The organism is Mesorhizobium sp. M0077, from assembly GCF_040322955.1.
Lineage (GTDB): Bacteria > Pseudomonadota > Alphaproteobacteria > Rhizobiales > Rhizobiaceae > Mesorhizobium.
In genome coordinates this window covers 69,602-88,972 of record NZ_JAMYUL010000021.1, presented here as the reverse complement: position 1 = coordinate 88,972, position 19,371 = coordinate 69,602, and the positions used below count along the sequence as shown (strand labels likewise).

Sequence of the window (19,371 nt, the reverse complement as noted above, 5' to 3'; positions counted from 1 at the left end):
TGGTCATGGTGGCGTTCCTTCCAGGGAATCGGTGACGTTGAACATCACCAGCCTGCCATGACCGCCCTCTCTCAGCGAATTTGCAGAACTCTCAGCACACTACACAGCTTGACCGCCGGCCCTCATCTTCAACGTGGTGATTGGCAAAGGCCGATGTGACTTCTGATCTCCCCCCTTGCGGGGGAGATGTCCGGCAGGACAGAGGGGTGTGACGAACTCGGCTTTCGCTACGAAGTTCTTAGGCCTTGTCGCGGATCTGCGTCATCGTCCGCGTCGGCGTGATCGCCTCGGGGTCGAGCCTGATTTCGACGATCGCCGGCTTGCCGCTGGCGCGGGCACGCTCGAAGGCAGGGGCAAAATCTGCCGTGTTCTCGACCGTCTCGCCGTGGCCGCCATAGGCGCGGGCAAGAGCGGCAAAGTCAGGGTTCTTCAGATCGGTGGCGACGACGCGGCCGGGATAGTCGCGCTCCTGGTGCATGCGGATGGTGCCGTAGATGCCGTTGTTGACGACGATGACGATGATCGGCAGGTCGTATTGCACGGCGGTGGCGAATTCCTGTCCGTTCATCAGGAAGCAGCCGTCGCCGGCAAAGGCGATCACGGTGCGGTCGGGATGGAGCGCCTTGGCGGCGACCGCGGCCGGCGTGCCATAACCCATCGAACCGGAGGTCGGCGCGCCCTGCGTGGCGAAGCGGCGAAAGCGGTGGAAGCGGTGCACCCAGGTGGCGTAATTGCCGGCGCCGTTGGTGAAAATGGCGTCCTCGGGCAGAACCTTTTCCAGGTAATTCATGATCGGTCCCATCTGGACCGGGCCGGGGCCGGTCTCAGGCGGCGTCGACCAGTCGAGGTAGGCGGCATGGTGCTTTGGCGTCTCATCCGCCCAGGCTGGCGCGGAGGCTGGCTTGCGCTTGGCGAAGGCTTCGACGAAGGCCGATGGCGAGGCGTTGATCGCCAGCGTCGGCCGGTAGACGCGGCCGAGTTCACCGGCGTCGGCATGGACATGGACCAGCGTCTGGTCGGGATAGGGGCTTTTCAGCAACGTGTAGTCGGAGGACGGCATCTCGCCCATGCGGCCGCCGATCAGCAGCACCAGGTCGGCCTGCTTGATGGCGGTGGCCAGCTTCGGGTTGATGCCGATGCCGACATCACCGGCATAGTTCGGGTGCAGATGGTCGAACAGCATCTGGCGGCGGAAGGAGCAGCCGACCGGCAGCGACCAGGCCTCGGCAATGGTGCGCATGCGAGCCACCGCTTCCTCGTCCCAGCGTGTGCCGCCGAGGATGACGAAGGGACGCTTGGCCTTGGCCAGAAGCTTTTCCAAAGCATCGAGTTCGGCTTCGCCGGGCCGGGTTTCGACCGGCGTGTGCGGCAAGGCCGCGGGCGCGTCGACAAGACTGGTCAGCATGTCCTCCGGCAGCGAGACGACGACGGGGCCGGGGCGGCCCGATGTCGCGAGAGCAAAGGCGCGGGTGACGAGTTCGGGGATGCGCGCGGCATCGTCGATCTCCACCACCCATTTGGCGATGTCGCCGAAGAAGCGCTTGTAGTCGACCTCCTGGAAAGCCTCCCGCTCCTTGGCGTGGCTGGCGACCTGGCCGATGAACAGGATGACGGGTATCGAATCCTGCATGGCAATGTGAATGCCGGCCGACGCATTGGTGGCGCCGGGGCCGCGGGTGACGAAGCAGATGCCGGGCTTGCCGGTCAGCCGCCCCTGGCAGTCGGCCATCATGGCGGCGCCGCCTTCCTGTCGGCAGACAATGGTGCGGATGGGCGAGTCATGCAATGCGTCGAGCACCGCGAGATAGGATTCGCCGGGCACGCAGAAGATGCGGTCGGTGCCGTTCGCCTCGAGTGCGTCGACAATCAGTTGTCCACCGGTCTTCATCGTCCAGACTTCTCCAGTTCGGCAAGGATTTCTTGCGTGTGTTCGCCAAGGCGCGGCGAGGGACGCTCATAGACGAGCGGCGTGCCCGACATCACCATCGGCGCGCGCACCGAGGGCAGACGATTGCCATGGCCATCGTCCAGGTCGAGGCGCATGCCGCGTGCGATCGTCTGCGGGTCGGCAAACATCTGGCCGATATTGTTGATCGGGCTCGCCGGCACGCTTGCCGCTTCGAGCTTGGCCAGCAACGGGTCTCGGTCCCAGTTCTTCAGCGTCTCGATCATGTGCTCGCGCAATTTCACCCGGTTGGCGACGCGGGCCGGATTGGTGGCGAAATCGGGATTCGCTGAGAGATGGTCGAGACCGACGGCGGCGCAGAATTTGGCGAACTGGCCGTCATTGCCGACCGCCAGGATGATATGGCCGTCCCTGACCGGGACAACCTCATAGGGCGCAATGTTCATATGCGCATTGCCCATCTGTACCGGCGCCTTGCCGGAGACGAGATAGTTGAGGTTCTGGTTGCCGAGCGCCGAGATCTGGGTGTCGAACAGGGCCATGTCGATATGCTGGCCTTCGCCGGTCTTTTCGGCATGGCGAAGCGCTGCCTGGATGGCGATCACCGAATAGAGGCCGGTGAAGATGTCCGATATGGCGACGCCAGCTTTTTGCGGCTCGCGCCCGACCTCGCCGGTGATCGACATCATGCCGGCCATGGCCTGGATGATGAAATCATAGCCGGCGCGTGGGGCGTAAGGCCCGTCCTGGCCGAAGCCGGTGATCGAGCAGTAGACGAGCTTTGGATTGATCGCCTTCAGGCTCTCGTAATCGAGCCCGTATTTCTTCAGGCCGCCGAGCTTGAAGTTCTCGATCAGAACGTCGGCCGTGGCAACCAGCCGGCGCACCGTCTCGGCCCCTTCGGGCGTCGAGAAATCGACCGCGATGGAGCGCTTGCCGCGATTGCAGGAGTGGTAATAGGCGGCCGACAGGTTCTCGCCATCATGGCTCATGACGAAGGGCGGACCCCATTTGCGGGTATCGTCGCCGCCATCGGGGCTCTCGACCTTGATGACATCGGCGCCGAGATCGGCCAGCAATTGTCCTGCCCACGGGCCGGCCAGGATGCGGGCGAGTTCGACGACGCGGACGCCTTTCAGCGGAGGTTCAGCCATAAATCACCAAAAACGGGTGGGAACCGCAGCCTCTATCAATCCGGGATGCCGCTGTCACGAGGCTTGCAGTGGGCCAGCGATGTCACTGTTTGAGCACGCTATCGGCCCAGGCAGCGAAATCGTCCATAACGGTGTCGCGGTTCACCTCGTTCAGGCTTTCGTGGCGGGTGTCGGCGTAAACCTTTGAAACCAGATTCGAAAAGCCCATCGCGCGCATCCGCTTGGTGAGATGATCGATGCCTTTGCCATAGTCGGAGGCCGGATCCTTCTCGCCGCCGACGATGCTGACGGGCAGGTCGCGCCTGATGCCGGCAAAGCCCGCATCCTTGCCGCCTTTCTGCGCCATCTCCACGACATCGCGCCACATCGAGATCGAGGCATCCCAGCCGCACAGCGGGTCGGCAATGTACTTGGCCACTTCAGCCTCGTCGCGCGACAGCCAGTCGAACGGCGTCTTGTGGTTGGGCACCGCCTTGCCCCAGGCCTGGAAGGTCAGTTTGGGCAAGACGCGTGAGGGAACATCGGAGCCGAGCCTGAAGCGCTCATAAGCGAGGATGGCGAGTGCAAGCTGACCAAGCAGGCCTTGTGAGAAATTGCCGTTCCAGATCGCCGCGGCGTGGACGCGCGGCGAGTGCGCCAGCAGGTAGTTGAGCGCCACCGACGCACCCATCGAATGGCCGAACAGGATGACCGGCAGGCCGGGCTGCTCCTTCGCAATCAAATCGTGGACTGCGTCGACATCGGAGATCACCTTGGCCGGGCCGCTTGTGCCGGCGAACCTGCCGAGCGGGGCATCGGGCGCCTTGGTCGCGCCATGGCCGCGATGGTCGTGGACGTAGACATGAAAGCCGCCGGTGCTGAGGTAATCGGCGAAGCGGGCATAGCGCGCCGCATGTTCGGCCAGGCCGTGATTGACCTGGACTACCGCGCGTGGAGAGCCCCCCGCGTGCTTCACATAGAGGTTGAGCGTGGCTCCGGTCGGTGAGGCCAGCGTCGTCTGCTCGTCAAATGCCATCTCTCGCTCCCGTCGCGACTGTTGGGCGACGGCGTGACCGGCGTCAAGGGGAGGGCTATTGACAGTATGCTGTCAATTTGATTACATGACAGCATACTGTCAAGATAGCGAGCATGAGCATGAAAACCTTTTCGACCGTTTCGCGCCGCGCGTTTCTGCTGGCGAGCCTGTCATCCGCAATGCTCCTGCCCGGCATTGCATCCAGCAAAACCAGGGAGATGACCATGAAGACCTCAACCATTGCCGGCCCGCAGGGCCAGCTTGCCGGCTACGACATCAAATCCGGCGGCGGCCTGCCGATCCTGTTCGCGCATGGCGATTGCAGCCGCGCCACACAGTGGAACCGGGTGATGCAGCTCACCGCAGGTGGCCGTGAGGCGGTCGCCTTCGATTTTCGCGGCCACGGCGCATCGGCGCCTGCAACTGATGCCGACTACGGCTATGACGGCCGTGCCGACGATATTGGTGCGGTGGCCGATGCGTTCGGCCTGAAGCGGTTTGTCCTCGTTGCACATAGCGGCGGCAGTGGGGCCGCGCTCGCCTATGCCGCCGGCAATGCCGACCGTGTTGCCGGCATCCTGCTGGTCGATCCGGCGACCGATCCGCGCGCCCTGCCCAAAGAGATCCGCGACGGGTTCGTGCGCGATCTGGCAGGGCCAAACGGCGGCGATGTGCTAAGCGCTTATTACACCTCGATCGCCGGCTCCAATGAAGATGTCCGCAAACAGGTCATCGCCGATGCGGCGGTGGTCGATCCGGCGGCTCGGGCAGGCGTCGGCAAGGCGCTGGCGGAATGGAATCCCGAGCCGACGCTCGACGTCTATCATGGGCCGATCTTCGTGCTGGCCACGGAGGCCAATGACAATGCGGCGGCCCTGTTTCGGCTGCGCAGCGGAATTGGCCACAGAACCGTCGCCGGTTCCGGCCATTGGGTGATGCTTGACAAGCCGGAGGCGGTGGCTGAAGCCGTCAACACTTTCGTTTCCACCATCGAGGCCGGCCAGAAATGACAAGCAGGACCGAAGCCGGAGATGTGCTCACCGAACTGGTGCTTGCCGTGTTCCGGCTGAATGGCGGGTTTCTCGACGCGGCCGACCGGCTGGCGGAGCCTGCCGGGTTGACGGCGGCGCGCTGGCAGGTTCTGGGCGCGGTGCTGAAGGAGCCGAAATCGGTGGCCGACATTGCCCGCGACATGGGGCTTGCCCGCCAGAGCGTGCAGCGCCTTGCCGACATTCTGGCCGCCGAAGGGCTCGCCGCCTATGCGGACAACCCGGCGCACCGCCGCGCCAAGCTCCTGGCGATGACCGATGCCGGCCGGGCCGCGATCAGGGATATCGGCACGCGCCAGCATGTCTGGGCCAACCGCATCAGCGAGGGCATCGAGCCTCGCGTGCTTGAGACCGCGCTTGATCTGCTGCGTATGTTGACGAAGCGGGTCGAGGAGGGCGGGGTCTGATCGACCGAGCGATTGTTTTTTGCGGCGGACGAAAGAAATCGTAATTCTGACATGTCACACGTTTCTAGCTTGCGCTATGAAACGCTAGGAGTGCTGGAATGCGGATATCGGCGATATGGGGTGCGGTGTTGGTGGCGCTGGCCGGTGTCGGCCTAGCGCGCGCCGATGTGAAGATGAGCGGCTCCTTCGTGGCCGATGCTGCCTGTCCAGCAACGCAGGCAATCAAGAGCGGCAAGAACCCCGGCAATATCGCGACAACGGCTGGACAGAGCTACGACCTCCTGGCCGGCAACAAGGATGCGCCGACGCATTACCTCATCCGCGTGCCGGGCGCCGATCCTGAGCGTCGCTGGGTCAAGATCAGCTGCGGTCATGTCACCGGCGGCAGCGCAGCCGCCCTGCCGGCCGCGCCCGCCGATCAGGGCAAGCCTGCGGCTTCGGGAAAACCCGAATATGTCTTTGCGCTGAGCTGGCAGCCGGCCTTCTGCGAAACCAAGGCAAGCAAGCCCGAATGCCAGGCGCAGACGGCGGGCGGTTTCGACGCGTCGCATTTCACTTTGCATGGTCTGTGGCCGCAACCGAACGGCAATTTCTATTGCCAGGTGCCGGCGAGCGACAAGGCCAATGATAATCCGGCCCATTGGGCCGACCTGCCGCCGGTCAACCTCGATGCCAATACGCGCGCCGAACTCGACCAGGTGATGCCTGGCACCGCCTCCAAGCTCGAACGGCATGAATGGATCAAGCACGGCACCTGCTACGGCAAGAGCCAGCAGGAGTATTTTGCCGAGGCGCTGAACCTGATGCGGGCGGTGAATGCCTCGCCGGTGCGCGAGCTCTTCACCAGGAACGTCGGCAAGCAGCTGACTTCGGACCAGATCCGCAGCACCTTCGACAGCGCCTTCGGCGCCGGGGCGGGCGCGCGGGTGCGTGTCTCCTGCCTGGTCGATCCGTCGAGCGGCAGGCGGCTGATCGGCGAGCTGACGCTCGGCCTGACCGGCCCGATCGGTCCGGACAGTTCGCTGGGCACTCTCATGCTCGCCTCGGCGCCGACGACCAAGGCGGGCTGTCCGAAGGGTTCGGTCGATGCGGCCGGGTTCCAGTAGGATATCCGTCTGTCGCTTGGCAGTGACGCGGTGATATGGTTTGGCTGTGATTCATTCGGCGGGGGTGGCGATGAGTGGCATGACATCAGGCGGGCTGGCGCGGCTGGCTTTCTGGGCCAGGGGAATGACAGCCATAAAAGACGGCCGCATGGAATGGCCGGGCTTTTCCTATACCGATGCCGAGTGGGCGCGCATGCGCGTGCTTGCCGCGCCGATCGGGGCAGGCCGCTACCAGCTGTTCACTTGGGTCAATGCCGCGATCTTCATCGCCATTGCCGCGCTCGGCATCGTCTGTGTCTTCCTGCCGCTGGCGACACTTTTGTTTCCGGTGCCGGCCGAGACCAGCGCGCTCAAATTCTCGGCTCTGCTGGCGGCGTGTGCCTTCCTCATAATCGGGCTCGGCTTGCCGATCTCCATGCGCCTGTCGAGCGCGTTGGCCATCTCCCGGGAGATGCGCGCCGGTCTTGTCGGCGAAGCCGGTGACGAAGCGCTGGCAGCAAAAGTGTCTTGGCAGATCAACCGCATCATGCTGGTCATGTGCGGCCTGCTGGTGCCCGGGATTCTGTTGTTCATCGCTTATGACATCGACGCCAGTCCGATCATCACCACGCTGAAATGGCTGGCCATCGCGCTGATAGCCGTTTCAGTTGCGGTCGGCGCGTTGCAGCAGCGCAAGCGGAGCTGACAACCTTATCCGCTGACGCCACGTGTGGACAATGTCCAGGCACTGAGGTCTTCGGCATCGTCATGCGCTTCGCCGACGACGCGGTCACGCCCGGTGGATTTGGCCCTGTAGAGACGCTCGTCGGCAAGGGCGAAGAGATCGGCAAGCGAGGCTACGGTCTCGTCGACAGTGGCGATGCCGGCGCTGACGCTGATGTCGAACCGGTTTACGCACGCCTTGACGGCCTGGCGGAGGTTTTCTCCGAGCAACCTGGCGACCGCATGCGGCTGCGAGCAAAGGATGGCGAACTCCTCGCCGCCGATCCTGAAAACCTGATCGTGCGCGCCGGCCGCCTGGGTCAGTACCTGGGCGATCGATCTCAGCACCCTGTCGCCCTCGGCATGGCCGAAGCGATCGTTGATCGACTTGAAATGGTCGACGTCGACGATCAGCAGGCTGAGCGGCTGGGCCGTGCGCAGGCTGACAGCAACCAGACGTTCGCCGTCGCTGTCAAAGCGTCCCCTGTGCAACAGGCCGGTGAGGCCGTCGCGGCCGACATGTTCGACCAGGGCTTCGTAGCGCTCGCGGTAGGTCAAGGTATCGAAGACGTCGGACAATCCGCGCGGTGCGGTAACCCGCCGCGTTTCGAACCATCTGAGGTAGGCGACAAGCATGGCGCTGTAAGCAAAAGCGGCACCCATCTTGGCGAACCAGCCGCCGAAGAAGACGGCGATCGGTGCGCCTGCGACGAAATGCAGGGCGGTGAAAAATCCGGCCTGGTCGAAGGTGAGCACGCAGGCGACGCAAATCAGGATGCGGGAGAACGGCGCCTTGCGCAGATAACGCCCGAGCTTTTCGTAAAGCAGGATGATCAGGATGGCGTCGATGAAGAGCAGCGTCGTGCCCCACACCATCAGCCAGCCCAACTGGTCGATGAAACCGATATCGGGAAGCTTGCCGTCGGAAAGGGCTGAAATATCGTGCAGGCGCAGGATCAGGACCAGCCCGATCATCAAGGCGTTGCCGAGCAAAAGGCCATAGATCGGCTGGCGCACCGTGGCCGCATCTTCCTTCATGTAGAGCAGAAGCAGCATCACCAGCTTGCCGGAAAACAGCACCGCCGAGCCTGGCGAGACCATGCCGAAGGGCAGGGCGACATAGAAGACGCTGGCGAGATAGGTTTCGAGGAAATGCATGGCGCCCAGCGCGCAGACGAAGACGCCGAGGCCGATGCGATCCCTGAAGCGGAACAGCGTGACCATCACGCTGAAGTAGACGACCGCTTCGGCAAGGAGCAGGAAACTGTTCAGCACTACCTTCGGTCCGATCTTTACTTTCGATCGCGACAGGCCAGCGATCGATCCTGTTTTGACGCTGAAGGGTTAACCGGGGATTTCAACGCTCCCTACAACCGGCGGAAAACTTAACGTGCGGTGTACACCCGGCTTGAAATGGCAAAAGCGATTGCCGTTCGGCCCGGCATCGCCTACATAGCGGCCAACCTCCATTCAATCCGACATTTCGGTCAATCATCAAGGAAAGCGCGCGTGGCACGCCAGTTCATCTATCACATGGCCGGCCTCAACAAGGCCTATGGCACCAAGAAGGTGCTTGAGAATGTCCATCTCTCCTTCTATCCCGACGCCAAGATCGGCATCCTCGGCCCCAACGGCTCGGGCAAGTCGACGATTCTCAAGATCATGGCCGGGCTCGACAAGGAGTGGAACGGCGAAGCCTGGCTCGCCGAAGGCGCCACCGTCGGCTACCTGGCGCAGGAGCCGGCACTCGACCCGGACAAGACCGTGTTCGAGAACATCATGGAAGGTGTCGCCGCCAAGACCGCCATCATCGAGCGCTACAACGAATTGATGATGAACTACTCCGACGAGACGGCCGATGAGTCCGCCAAGCTCCAGGACGAGATGGACCGGCTCAATTTGTGGGATCTCGAACAGCAGGTCGAGATGGCGATGGAAGCGCTGGGCTGCCCGCCCAAGGATTCCGAGGTCACCAAGCTTTCGGGCGGTGAGCGCCGCCGCGTCGCGCTCTGCCAGCTGCTGCTGCGTCAGCCCGACCTCTTGCTGCTCGACGAACCGACCAACCATCTCGACGCCGAAACCACGGCGTGGCTCGAAAAGCATCTGCGCGCCTATCCGGGCGCCGTGATGATCATCACCCACGATCGCTACTTCCTCGACAATGTCACGGGATGGATCCTCGAGCTCGATCGCGGCCGCGGCATTCCCTATGAGGGCAACTACACCAAATACCTCGAAGCCAAGGCCAAGCGCCTCAAGCAGGAAGGCCGCGAGGACGACGCCCGCCAGCGCGCCATCGGCCGCGAACGCGAGTGGATCCAGTCTAGCCCGAAGGCCCGCCAGACCAAGTCCAAGGCGCGTATCCAGGCGTTCCAGGACCTGCTGGATGCAGCCGACAAGCGGCGTCCGAGCGATACGCAGATCGTCATTCCGCATGGCGAACGGCTCGGCAATGTGGTGATCGAGGCGGAAGGCCTGTCTAAGGGCTTTGGCGACACGCTGTTGATCGAGGGTCTGGAATTCAAGCTGCCGCCAGGCGGCATTGTCGGTGTCATCGGCCCGAACGGCGCCGGCAAGACGACGCTGTTCCGTATGATCACCGGCCAGGAAACGCCGGATGCCGGCTCTGTCCGCATCGGCGAAACGGTGAAGCTCGGCTATGTCGATCAGAGCCGCGATGCGCTCGATCCGTCGAAGACCGTCTGGGAAGAAATCTCGGGCGGCGCCGAAGTGGTCAAGCTCGGCAAGTTCGAAGCCAACACCCGCGCCTATTGCGCATCGTTCAACTTCCGTGGCGGCGACCAGCAGCAGAAGGTCGGCAACCTCTCCGGCGGCCAGCGCAACCGCGTGCATCTGGCAAAAATGCTGAAGACCGGCGGCAATGTGCTGCTGCTCGACGAACCGACCAACGATCTCGACACCGAAACGCTGGCGGCGCTCGAAGACGCGCTGGAAAATTTTGGTGGCTGCGCGGTCATCATCTCGCACGATCGTATGTTCCTCGACCGCCTGGCCACCCACATCCTCGCCTTCGAGGGCGACAGCCATGTCGAATGGTTCGAGGGCAATTTCGAGGACTACGAGCAGGACAAGATCCGCCGGCTCGGCCCCGAGGCCGTCAACCCGCACAGGATGACGTATAAGAGGCTGACACGGTAGGGGAGCAACCGGGGCGGCGAATTTCTCAACTGATACGAGGAAAGCTTGAATGACCGACTGGTCAGCCGCCCAATATCTGAAATTCGAGGATGAGCGCACACGGCCGGCGCGCGATCTTGTTGCGCAGGTGCCGGTGGATTTCCCGCGCCGGGTCGTCGACATCGGCTGTGGGCCGGGTAATTCGACCGAGCTGCTGGTCGAGCGCTGGCCGGATGCCGAGGTGAGCGGTTTCGACACCTCGCCCGACATGATCGAGAAGGCGAGGGCGCGCCTGCCCAGCGTCAATTTCGACCTCGCCGATGCCTCGACATGGCGGCCGGCCGAGCCGGTCAATGTCATCTTCGCCAATGCGGTGTTCCAGTGGCTGCCGACCCATCCGGCAGTCTTCCAGCGGCTGATGGGCTTTCTTGCGCCGGGTGGCGCGCTCGCCGTCCAGATGCCCGACAATCTGCTTGAGCCGTCGCATCGGCTGATGCGCGAGACGGCCGCCGAAATGCCGTTCGCCGCCAAGATGGCTGGTGCTGCGCGCGGACCGCTGCCGGCGGTGTCGTTCTATTATGATCTCTTGTCGCCGCTCTCCATCCGGGTGGATATCTGGCATACGGCCTACAATCATCCGCTGACCGACGCCGAGGCGATCGTCGAATGGGTGAAGTCGACGGGGCTGAAGCCGTTTCTCGATCCGCTCGACGCCGGCGAGCGCAAGATATTCCTCGACAATTACACCGCCAAGATCACCGAGGCCTATCCGAAGACCGCAAACGGCAAGGTGCTGCTGCGCTTTCCGCGTATCTTCATCGTCGCCAAGCGGGCCGGCTAGCACTCTGCACCCGAGGATATCCGCCCACAGCCTGTGGCTTAAGCCGGCGTAAACCGGCGGGGTGAGAAAAGTGTTGTGTCGCGCCCCTTCGTCGTTCACATGAGAACGACAATGCCTGCGCATGGACGGACTGGATATGCATCGCGTCATCATCAGCGGCATCGGCGTTGAAATCCCTGAAGCCAAGATCACCAATGAAGAACTGGTCGCCAGTTTCAACGCCTGGGTCGACACGGAGAATGCGCGCCGGCAAGGCACGGATGAGACGCTGCTGCAGAAATCCGACAGCGCCTTCATCGTCCATGCCTCGGGCGTCCAGACCCGGCATGTGATCGAGCGCGAAGGCATTCTCGATCCGACCCGCATGGCGCCGCGCATTCCGGCGCGGCCCGATGATGCACTGTCGCTGCAGGCCGAGTTTGGAGTGGCCGCGGCCCGGAAGGCGCTCGACCATGCCGGCCTGAAGCCGTCCGACATCGACCTGGTGATCTGCTCGGCCTCGCACCAGCAACGGCCCTATCCGGCGATCGCCATCGAAATGCAGGAGGCGCTGGGCACCAAAGGCGCCGGCTTCGACATGGGGCTTGGTTGTTCATCGGCCGCGGCCGCCTTGCACATTGCGGCCAATCTCGTGCGGGCGGGTGCGCACAAGCGCGTGCTGGTGGTCACGCCGGAGATCATCACCGGCCATCTCAATTTCCGCGATCGGCAGACGCATTTCATCTTCGGCGATGCATCGGTGGCGATGGTGGTCGAGGGGGTGGGCGAGGGCGAGAGGCGGCCGGGGCGTTTCGAGGTGCTGGACACGCGCACCTGGACGCAGATGTCGAACAATATCCGCACCAATCTGGGCTATCACACCCGCACCGCCCAGGACGATCCTTACATGATCAACCTCGAAGGCAATCTGATCAAACAGGTCGGCAACAAGGTGTTCAAGGAAGTCACCGTCGCCGGCCACAAATTCATTGTCGAATTCCTCGCCGAACACGGGCTGACGCCGCAAGCCATCAGGCGCTTCTGGCTGCATCAGGCCAATGCGCGCATGAACGCCATGATCCTGAAACTGGCCTTCGGCCACGAGGTTGACCACGACCGCGCGCCGATGGTGCTGGAGCGGCTCGGCAACACCGCCGGCGCCGGCGCCATCATCGCGCTGTCGGAAAACCACGCCGACATGAAGCCCGGCGATTTCGGCGTGCTGTGCGCCTTCGGCGCCGGCTATTCGATCGGCGGCGCGCTTTTGCGGATGCTGTAATCAGGCCGGCATGAACGGCACCAGCATCGGTACGCTGCGGGCATAATCGTCATAGGCGTTGCCGAGTTTTCCGCGCAGAAAGCGTTCCTCCAGCCTTGCCTTCATGACGATGCCGATGGACGCCATCAGCCGGTTTGATCGAATCATCATCGCTTTCGACTGGACCCGAGCCCACGGCTACGGCTATTTGCGACGTCATCCTGCAGAAGGAACGAAGCCATGCTGGACCTCTTCCCGGAGTCTGAGAAGCCGGTCGACATCATCCCCGCCAGGAAGCTGTCCGCCAAAGTGGCCGATTTGTACGTCGCCCCGTCGAATCACTTCCAGACGCGCCCGGTGGAAGCATTGCAGCTCGGTTTCGAAGGCATCGACGGCGACTTCCACGCCGGCGCCACCCGTCGTTCGGGCGGTCGCGAACCCTGGTATCCGCGCGGCACCGAAATCCGCAACGAGCGGCAGATATCAATCGTAGCAGCGGATGAAATCGCCGTCATTGCCGAGCGGATGGGGCTGGCCGAGATCAAGCCGGAATGGATCGGCGCCAATCTGCTGATCGAAGGCGTGCCGCATCTCTCGATGCTGCCGTCAGGCACGCTGCTGTTCTTTAGAGGTGGCGTGACGATCAAGGTCGATGCGCAGAACGGGCCTTGCCGGCTTGCTGGACGTTCGATCGCCGAAAACGCCGGGATGGCCGATCGGGAGGCCGGCGCGCTGGCCTTCCCGAAGGCGGCGAAACGGCTGCGCGGCCTCGTTGCCTGGGTCGAGAAACCGGGTCGTATGACAACAGGGGAAGAGATCTCGGTGCGCGTGCCCGAGCAGTGGATTTATCGATCCTAGTACCGGGCTAGGGCACGGGCTGCGCCGCCGGGGCGACGCAGCCGGATTTCAAGACGCGCTCAGGCCGCCTTGCGGTTCTTCTTGGCGCCCTGCGCCTCGACGGAAACGTGGTCCCACTTTTCCCACAGCGCGATGCGGTTGGCGTATTCCTGCTTGATCATCGGCAGGCCGCCATCGCCGAAGAAGACGCGCAGCGGCGGCTCGGCCGCGTCGACGATTTCAAGCATCGCCGGTCCGGTGGCCTCGGGGTCGCCGGCGACCGAGTTGGCGCGGCGTTCCGCCATCTTGGCGCGGGCCGGCGCGTAAGCCTCGATCGCTTTGGAGACCTTGCCGAGGCGCCGGACCAATCGGTGGAGAAGCCGCCCGGTTCGACAAGCGTCACATGGATGCCGAATTCGGCGACCTCGATGCTGAGCGACTGGCTGAAGGCTTCGAGCGCCCATTTCGAGGCATGGTAAAGGCCGAGCGACGCAAAGGCGTTGACGCCGCCGATCGACGAGATCTGGATGATGTGGCCGGAGCCCTGCGCCCGCATGATCGGCAAAGCGGCCTGGGTGACCCAGAGCGCGCCGAACACATTGGTTTCGATCTGGTCGCGGGCTTCCTGTTCGCTGACTTCCTCGATGGCGCCGAAATGGCCATAGCCCGCATTGTTGATGACGACGTCGAGCCGGCCAAAGCGCTTGTGCGCCTCGGCGATGGCCGCTTCGACAGCCTTCTTGTCGGTGACGTCGAGCTTGATCGCGGCGACATTATCGCCGTATTTCGCGACGAGATCGGCGAGCGTGCCGGCATCGCGCGCGGTTGCGGCGACACGGTCGCCGCGAGCGAGTGCGGCCTCGGCCCAGACTCGGCCAAAGCCTTTCGACGATCCGGTGATGAACCAAACCTTGCTTGTCATGACGTGGAATCCTTGCCCATGCGGGCCGTGAACTGGGAAGCGGAGGCTTCTCCGCTTCCGCGATATACGGTGCGTCGAGCGATTTTCCAGAGGCGAGGGGGAATCTTTTGGTCACGACATCGTGTGGAGCAGGACCTTCGCCGGTCAGGGATAGCGCACCGGGCTCGACCAGGCCGGGTCGTCATGCTTTTGCCAGTAGAGCGCCATCAAGCGCTTTGTGATCCCGCCTATCTTGCCGTCGGCGACAGCAGCGCCGTCGATCACTGTCACCGGCATGATGCCGCCGGCGGTGGAAGTGATGAAGACTTCGTCGGCAGCCTTCAGCGCGGCAACGCTGACGTCGACGGCCGTGGTGGGAAGCGCTGCCTCGGCGCAGAGGTCGAAGACGGTGCGCCTGGTGATGCCGGGCAGCACGCCGGTGGCTGGCGTCGACAGCCTGCCGTCCTTGACGCAGAACACGTTGAAGCCGGGGCCTTCGGCGACATTGCCGTTGAAGTCGAGAATCAATGCGGTTTCGGCCCCACGGTCATAAGCGTCGTAGAGGCCGCGCACGAGGTCGAGCCAGTGGTAGTTCTTGATCGCCGGATCGATCGAGACCGGCGGAATGCGCACCTTGTCGCTAATGGCGACATGCAGGCCGCGCCGCAACTGCTCGGCATTGGCGACCGAGCCGAAGGGAACTGCGAAGGCCATGAAGCGGTTGACCGCCTGGCGCGGATCGCGGCTGAAGGTCGGCGAGGCGCCGCGTGTGCACAGCATTTCGACATAGGCGGCGCGATGGCCTGACAGCGCCACGCAATTGTGCAGAATCTCGGCCACACCATCGCGGTCGGACGGGATCGTCATGCGCAGTTTTTGCAAGCCGGCGAAGAAGCGGTCGAGATGCAGGTCGAGTCGGAAGAAGCTCCCGTCCCAGACATGCACGGTGTCGTAGGTGGCGTCGGAATGCAGAAAGCCCCAATCCAGCACCGAGATCTTGGCCTGCGACATCGGCAGATACTGGCCGTCGAGGAAGGCGATGCCGTCGGGATAGGAATGCGGATCGATGTGGCGGTCGGACATGGAAGGCAATGGCACGATGCTACCCGCTGCTGAGCTTCGGTTCATGGCGATTGGTCCCTTCGGCTTGATACGGCAGAGTCAAGCTAATGGTCCCCTGCAGACGGCATAGGGCCACCCAACCATCGCTGTTTGTCCTAGGTAGCACATTCGATATGCCCTATGGTCCGGCTTGAAAATATCCGGCCGGGAGGGGCAAAATGGGCAGATCTTTTCGGACCATCAGCTTTGCAATTTTCCTCGTCTTCGTCACTGGCGATGCCTTCGCGCAATGCGCTCGCGAGGGCGAGGCGCTGTGCCAGAACGGCCAGACCTATCGTTGCGAGAAGACGGGCAGCGAACTGACGCCGATCTTTCAGAACGTGCCTTGCGTGGTCAACGCGGCGGGGCTCAACGGCGTCTGGACCGGCAGCGGTCATCAAAGTCCGGCCGGTGCTGCCGGTGCCGATTGGGCGATCGCCATGACCGTCGGCGATGGCGCCGCGTCGATCGACTATCCGTCGCTCGGCTGTGGCGGATCCCTGACCCAGATTTCCCGGGACGACAGTTCGGCGGAATACCGAGAAAACATCAGCTACGGCCAGGACAAGTGCATCGACGGCGGAAGCGTCACAGTGCGGTTCTTCAAAGGGAACCTGTCCTGGACCTGAGTTGGCCAGGCGGACGGCCAGCCCTACAATGCGGTTGCCGTATTGAAGCGACGGTAGCTGAAGTTATTCCTCTTGGTCCTCTGCATCGAGCAGGCGCGTGGCGCGCCAACGGGTCAGCACCATGTTTGTTTGCTCGATGACGAAGAACCGCGCCGAGTCGCGGTCATAGCCCTCGGCCAGCAGCTTTTCATAGTCGGTATGGCCGTGCCTGATATGGGCGATCGTCGCCAGCCAGACCGCGATGCCCGGCGGCAGCGTCTTCATGTGCACGGCGCCGGCCTCGGTGCGGATTTTCTCCATATCGGCATAGGGCGCCAGGGGCAGCAGTGCGGTCAGCGCCTTGGCGATGGCGCGGCGGCGGCCGGTGGGCGCGCTCATTTTTCGTCACGCCCGGCAATGGTCGCCTCGGGAAAGGCGTCGGTCGAGGCGAAATAGGGCTTGATGTCGATCACCGGGGTGCCGTCGAGCACATCGATGGCGTCGATGGCGATGCGGCCGTGGTCGATGTCGACGGCGATCAGGCCGGCGATATGCAGCCCGACTGGGTTCGGCCGGGCAGGGGAGCGCAGCGAGAAAACGCCTTTCGGCTCAGCCGCATGGCGGGGTCTCTGGACAATCAGTGCCCGCGGCGCGTGATGCAGCCAGGACAGGATGACGATGTGGCTGGCCCGCTCCAGCGCAAGCAGGCCGTCGCGATAGGCAGGGTCGATGAGAACCGTGGCCGCCTGTCCGGTCTCGCGCGCCGCGCGCATGTTCTTTGGGCAGGTTTGCCTGGATGTCCATGGCGAGGCGATGCGGCCGATGAACACGATATGGCCATCCGCCGGCATGTCAGCCGGGTCAGTTTGCAGGAGCTTTTCGCCGTCGCGCTTCTCGAACATGGCTTTCGCCCTAGCACAAGTTTCCAGCCGATCGTCAGGGAAAAGCGGTTCTCTCAGGCGGGGATCATGTGTGCGGCATTTTCTTGTCAGGAAGCGACATAGGCCTTGCCATGTCGTCAAAGCTGACATAAACATATGTTTATATCTTTTTCAACGAGAGCGCGCCGATGCATGTTTCGCTCGATACGATGGTTGATACGTTGAAGGCTGCGGCCGAATCGAGCCGGCTCCGCATCCTGGCGCTGCTGTCGCGCGGCGATCTCACCGTGTCCGACCTCACCGAGATCCTCAGCCAGTCGCAACCGCGGGTGTCGCGGCATTTGAAGCTGCTGCTGGAGGCCGGGTTGATCGGCCGCTACCAGGAGGGCTCGTGGGCCTTCTTCCGGCTGTCGGATACGGATTCCGCGCGCGACTTCGTCATGGGGCTGGTCTCTGGCATTCGCGGCGCCGATCCACAGGTCGAGCGCGATCTCGAGCGGTTGGCATCGGTCAAGCGCAAGCGCCAGGACCGTGCCGCCGAGTATTTCTCCGAGAACGCCGCCAGTTGGGATCACATCCGCTCGCTGCATGTGCCGGACCGCGCGGTGGAAGCCGCACTCCTCAAGCTGGTCGGCAAGCGGCCATTCCAGTCGATGCTAGACCTCGGCACCGGTACCGGGCGGCTGCTGGAGATATTTTCGCCGCTCTACCGGCGCGGTGTCGGCATCGACATGTCGCGCGAAATGCTGACGGTGGCGCGGGCCAATCTCGACAAGGCAGGCATCGCCAATGCCCAGGTCCGCCAAGGCGACATTTTCGCGCCGCCGGTCGAGCGCGACGCCTTCGACCTCGTCACCATCCATCAGGTGCTGCACTATCTGGACGATCCCGCCCGCGCCATCCGCGAGGCGGCAAGGCTGCTGCGCCCGTCGGGCCGGCTGGTGATCGTCGATTTCGCGCCGCATGCACTGGAATTCCTGCGCGACCAGCATGCGCATGTCAGGCTGGGCTTTTCCGACCGCCAGATCTCCGAATGGTTTGCCGATGCCGGGCTCGATCTCGAGGATGCCCAGGAATTCGAGCCGCGCGGCGGCAACGAAGCCAGGCTCACCGTCAAGCTGTGGCTCGGCCGCGACCGCCGCATGCTGATCGCCGAGCCTTCAAATGACACCCAACCCACCAAAGCGTACCCTATGGGGGAAATCGCCTGATGAACCAGTTCCGCTTTTCCCGCCGTCCCGACATTGGCGACAAGGTCCGCGTCTCCTTCGAGTTCTTCCCGCCGAAGACCGACGAGATGGAAGCCAGGCTCTGGGACACCGTCACCAGGCTGGAGCCGCTGAAGCCGAGATTCGTCTCGGTGACCTATGGCGCCGGCGGCTCGACGCGGGAGCGCACGGCGCGCACGGTCAAGCGCATCCTGAACGAGACGGCGCTGACGCCGGCGGCGCACATGACCTGCGTCGACGCCGCCCGCCATGAGGTCGATGCCGTGGTCCGCGAATTCGCCGATATGGGCGTGAAGCGCTTCGTTGCGTTGCGCGGCGATCCGGCGGCGGGTGTCGGTACGGCCTACCGGCCGCATCCCGATGGCTATGCCAATGGCGCCGAACTTGTCGGAGCGCTGAAGGACGCCGGCGATTTCGACATCTCGGTCTCGGCCTATCCCGAAAAGCATCCGGAAAGCCCCGACTTCGCCACCGACTTCGACATGCTGAAGCGCAAGGCCGACAATGGCGCGACGCGGGCGATCACCCAGTTCTTCTTCGACAACGATCTCTACGAGCGTTATGTCGAGAAGGCGCGCCGTGCCGGCATCTACATCCCGATCGTGCCTGGCATCCTGCCGGTGCACAATTTCACCCAGGTCGCCAATTTCTCGGCGCGCTGCGGCGCGCTGGTGCCGGCATGGCTGGTCGAGCGTTTCGAAGGGCTGCACAACGATCCGCAGACGCATGCGCTCGTGGCGTCTGCCGTGGCGGCCGAGCAGGTGCTCGATCTCGTCGAGCGCGGCGTCAGCGACTTCCATTTCTACACCATGAACCGGGCCGACCTGGTGTTTGCCATCTGCCATATGATCGGCATCCGCTCCCACGAAACAGAGGCAGCTGGATCCGCCGCCGCCTGAGCTTCATCGTGGTATGAAATCTGAAATGCAAAGGCCGGGCGAAACACCCGGCCTTTCGAATTTGTGGGCTATTGCTGCTGTTCTTCCGCTCCGGCGGTTACGGAAGAACACCTATGATAAGGGCGCCAATGAAGGCAAATGCAGCACAGATCATCAATGCGTTGATTGGCCTCGTAAGTCCCATGTCATAGTCTCCTCTTCAAGAGCTATGGGTGGAGTCTAGGGGCATTTGTGCCACAGGCAAGCGGAAAATATGCTGCAATGCGACGCGATTGTGGAATTTGCGACCTGCCACCTGTCGTTAAGCGTTGAAACTCTTCGGCAAAAGCCGCTGGCAGCCTGTGAATAAATTGTGACGCG

At 63.3% G+C, this 19,371-nt stretch carries 20 protein-coding genes; 11 read left to right on the top strand and 9 right to left on the bottom strand.

Translation table 11 applies throughout. From position 1 onward, the window contains the following. Positions 1-238 precede the first annotated feature (238 nt). The 3 genes from NKJ57_RS28210 to NKJ57_RS28200 form a co-directional block, all read right to left on the bottom strand. The gene (locus NKJ57_RS28210) at positions 239-1,888 is read right to left on the bottom strand and encodes a thiamine pyrophosphate-binding protein (RefSeq protein ID WP_352513456.1); all 1,650 of its coding nucleotides are present in this window, start codon (positions 1,886-1,888) and stop codon (positions 239-241) included. After that, a complete protein-coding gene (locus NKJ57_RS28205; RefSeq protein ID WP_352513457.1) occupies positions 1,885-3,060 on the bottom strand; it encodes a CaiB/BaiF CoA transferase family protein in 1,176 nt (391 codons plus the stop codon). The genes NKJ57_RS28210 and NKJ57_RS28205 overlap by 4 nt, the downstream gene beginning before the upstream one ends. An 82-nt stretch (positions 3,061-3,142) precedes the next feature. Then, entirely contained in the window at positions 3,143-4,075 is a 933-nt protein-coding gene (locus tag NKJ57_RS28200; protein ID WP_352513458.1) for an alpha/beta fold hydrolase, read from the bottom strand. 224 nt (positions 4,076-4,299) lie between these two features. On the opposite strand from NKJ57_RS28200, the gene NKJ57_RS28195 reads away from it, so the two are divergent. From NKJ57_RS28195 to NKJ57_RS28180, 4 genes are all read left to right on the top strand, one after another. Then, positions 4,300-5,085 (top strand): alpha/beta fold hydrolase, encoded by a 786-nt coding sequence (locus NKJ57_RS28195; protein WP_352513459.1) that lies wholly within the window; start codon positions 4,300-4,302, stop codon positions 5,083-5,085. Further along, positions 5,082-5,531, top strand: coding sequence for a MarR family winged helix-turn-helix transcriptional regulator (locus NKJ57_RS28190; protein WP_023705574.1), 450 nt, complete (start codon positions 5,082-5,084; stop codon positions 5,529-5,531). The genes NKJ57_RS28195 and NKJ57_RS28190 overlap by 4 nt, the downstream gene beginning before the upstream one ends. Before the next feature lie 98 nt (positions 5,532-5,629). Continuing rightward, the gene (locus NKJ57_RS28185) at positions 5,630-6,637 is read left to right on the top strand and encodes a ribonuclease T2 family protein (protein WP_352513460.1); all 1,008 of its coding nucleotides are present in this window, start codon (positions 5,630-5,632) and stop codon (positions 6,635-6,637) included. A 70-nt stretch (positions 6,638-6,707) separates the two neighbouring features. Beyond that, positions 6,708-7,322: a hypothetical protein gene (locus NKJ57_RS28180; RefSeq protein WP_156933926.1), complete on the top strand. Its 615-nt coding sequence runs from the start codon at positions 6,708-6,710 to the stop codon at positions 7,320-7,322. Positions 7,323-7,327: 5 nt separating this feature from the next. On the opposite strand, the gene NKJ57_RS28175 is transcribed toward NKJ57_RS28180, so the two are convergent. Next, the gene (locus NKJ57_RS28175; protein WP_023821786.1) at positions 7,328-8,614 is read right to left on the bottom strand and encodes a GGDEF domain-containing protein; all 1,287 of its coding nucleotides are present in this window, start codon (positions 8,612-8,614) and stop codon (positions 7,328-7,330) included. A gap of 234 nt (positions 8,615-8,848) precedes the next feature. Between NKJ57_RS28175 and ettA the strand changes: the two genes are divergently transcribed. The 3 genes from ettA to NKJ57_RS28160 all read left to right on the top strand — a co-directional run bounded on the left by ettA (position 8,849) and on the right by NKJ57_RS28160 (position 12,576). Beyond that, positions 8,849-10,498, top strand: coding sequence for an energy-dependent translational throttle protein EttA (ettA, locus tag NKJ57_RS28170; RefSeq protein WP_023826587.1), 1,650 nt, complete (start codon positions 8,849-8,851; stop codon positions 10,496-10,498). Positions 10,499-10,547: 49 nt separating this feature from the next. Further along, complete coding sequence (gene tam / locus NKJ57_RS28165) at positions 10,548-11,318, top strand: trans-aconitate 2-methyltransferase (RefSeq protein ID WP_352513461.1); 771 nt, start codon at positions 10,548-10,550, stop codon at positions 11,316-11,318. A gap of 136 nt (positions 11,319-11,454) precedes the next feature. Further along, positions 11,455-12,576, top strand: a complete 1,122-nt coding sequence (locus NKJ57_RS28160; RefSeq protein ID WP_352513493.1) for a beta-ketoacyl-ACP synthase III — start codon at positions 11,455-11,457, stop codon at positions 12,574-12,576. Here NKJ57_RS28160 and NKJ57_RS28155 read toward each other — a convergent pair whose 3' ends face one another. After that, positions 12,577-12,726, bottom strand: a complete 150-nt coding sequence (locus tag NKJ57_RS28155) for a hypothetical protein (protein ID WP_352513462.1) — start codon at positions 12,724-12,726, stop codon at positions 12,577-12,579. Between the two features lie 69 nt (positions 12,727-12,795). Here NKJ57_RS28155 and NKJ57_RS28150 point away from each other — a divergent pair, with 69 nt between their 5' ends. Beyond that, entirely contained in the window at positions 12,796-13,413 is a 618-nt protein-coding gene (locus NKJ57_RS28150; protein ID WP_352513463.1) for an MOSC domain-containing protein, read from the top strand. Positions 13,414-13,570: 157 nt separating this feature from the next. Here the strand turns inward: NKJ57_RS28150 and NKJ57_RS28145 are convergent, their stop codons facing one another. Together NKJ57_RS28145 and NKJ57_RS28140 are read right to left on the bottom strand one after the other, a co-directional pair. Then, positions 13,571-14,314, bottom strand: coding sequence for an SDR family NAD(P)-dependent oxidoreductase (locus NKJ57_RS28145; RefSeq protein ID WP_352513464.1), 744 nt, complete (start codon positions 14,312-14,314; stop codon positions 13,571-13,573). Positions 14,315-14,458: 144 nt separating this feature from the next. Beyond that, on the bottom strand, positions 14,459-15,376 hold the full coding sequence (locus tag NKJ57_RS28140; protein ID WP_502902071.1) for a D-amino acid aminotransferase: 918 nt from the start codon (positions 15,374-15,376) through the stop codon (positions 14,459-14,461). Positions 15,377-15,573: 197 nt separating this feature from the next. On the opposite strand from NKJ57_RS28140, the gene NKJ57_RS28135 reads away from it, so the two are divergent. After that, a complete protein-coding gene (locus NKJ57_RS28135) occupies positions 15,574-16,023 on the top strand; it encodes a hypothetical protein (protein WP_352513466.1) in 450 nt (149 codons plus the stop codon). Positions 16,024-16,086: 63 nt separating this feature from the next. On the opposite strand, the gene NKJ57_RS28130 is transcribed toward NKJ57_RS28135, so the two are convergent. Beyond that, positions 16,087-16,401: a DUF2293 domain-containing protein gene (locus NKJ57_RS28130; RefSeq protein WP_352513467.1), complete on the bottom strand. Its 315-nt coding sequence runs from the start codon at positions 16,399-16,401 to the stop codon at positions 16,087-16,089. Continuing rightward, complete coding sequence (gene tsaA, locus NKJ57_RS28125; RefSeq protein WP_352513468.1) at positions 16,398-16,904, bottom strand: tRNA (N6-threonylcarbamoyladenosine(37)-N6)-methyltransferase TrmO; 507 nt, start codon at positions 16,902-16,904, stop codon at positions 16,398-16,400. Before tsaA ends, NKJ57_RS28130 begins: the two co-directional genes overlap by 4 nt. A 167-nt stretch (positions 16,905-17,071) precedes the next feature. Here tsaA and NKJ57_RS28120 point away from each other — a divergent pair, with 167 nt between their 5' ends. Beyond that, a complete protein-coding gene (locus NKJ57_RS28120; protein ID WP_023682157.1) occupies positions 17,072-18,094 on the top strand; it encodes an ArsR/SmtB family transcription factor in 1,023 nt (340 codons plus the stop codon). Continuing rightward, positions 18,094-19,011: a methylenetetrahydrofolate reductase [NAD(P)H] gene (metF, locus tag NKJ57_RS28115; RefSeq protein ID WP_352513469.1), complete on the top strand. Its 918-nt coding sequence runs from the start codon at positions 18,094-18,096 to the stop codon at positions 19,009-19,011. The genes NKJ57_RS28120 and metF overlap by 1 nt, the downstream gene beginning before the upstream one ends. The last annotated feature ends 360 nt before the right edge of the window (positions 19,012-19,371 follow it).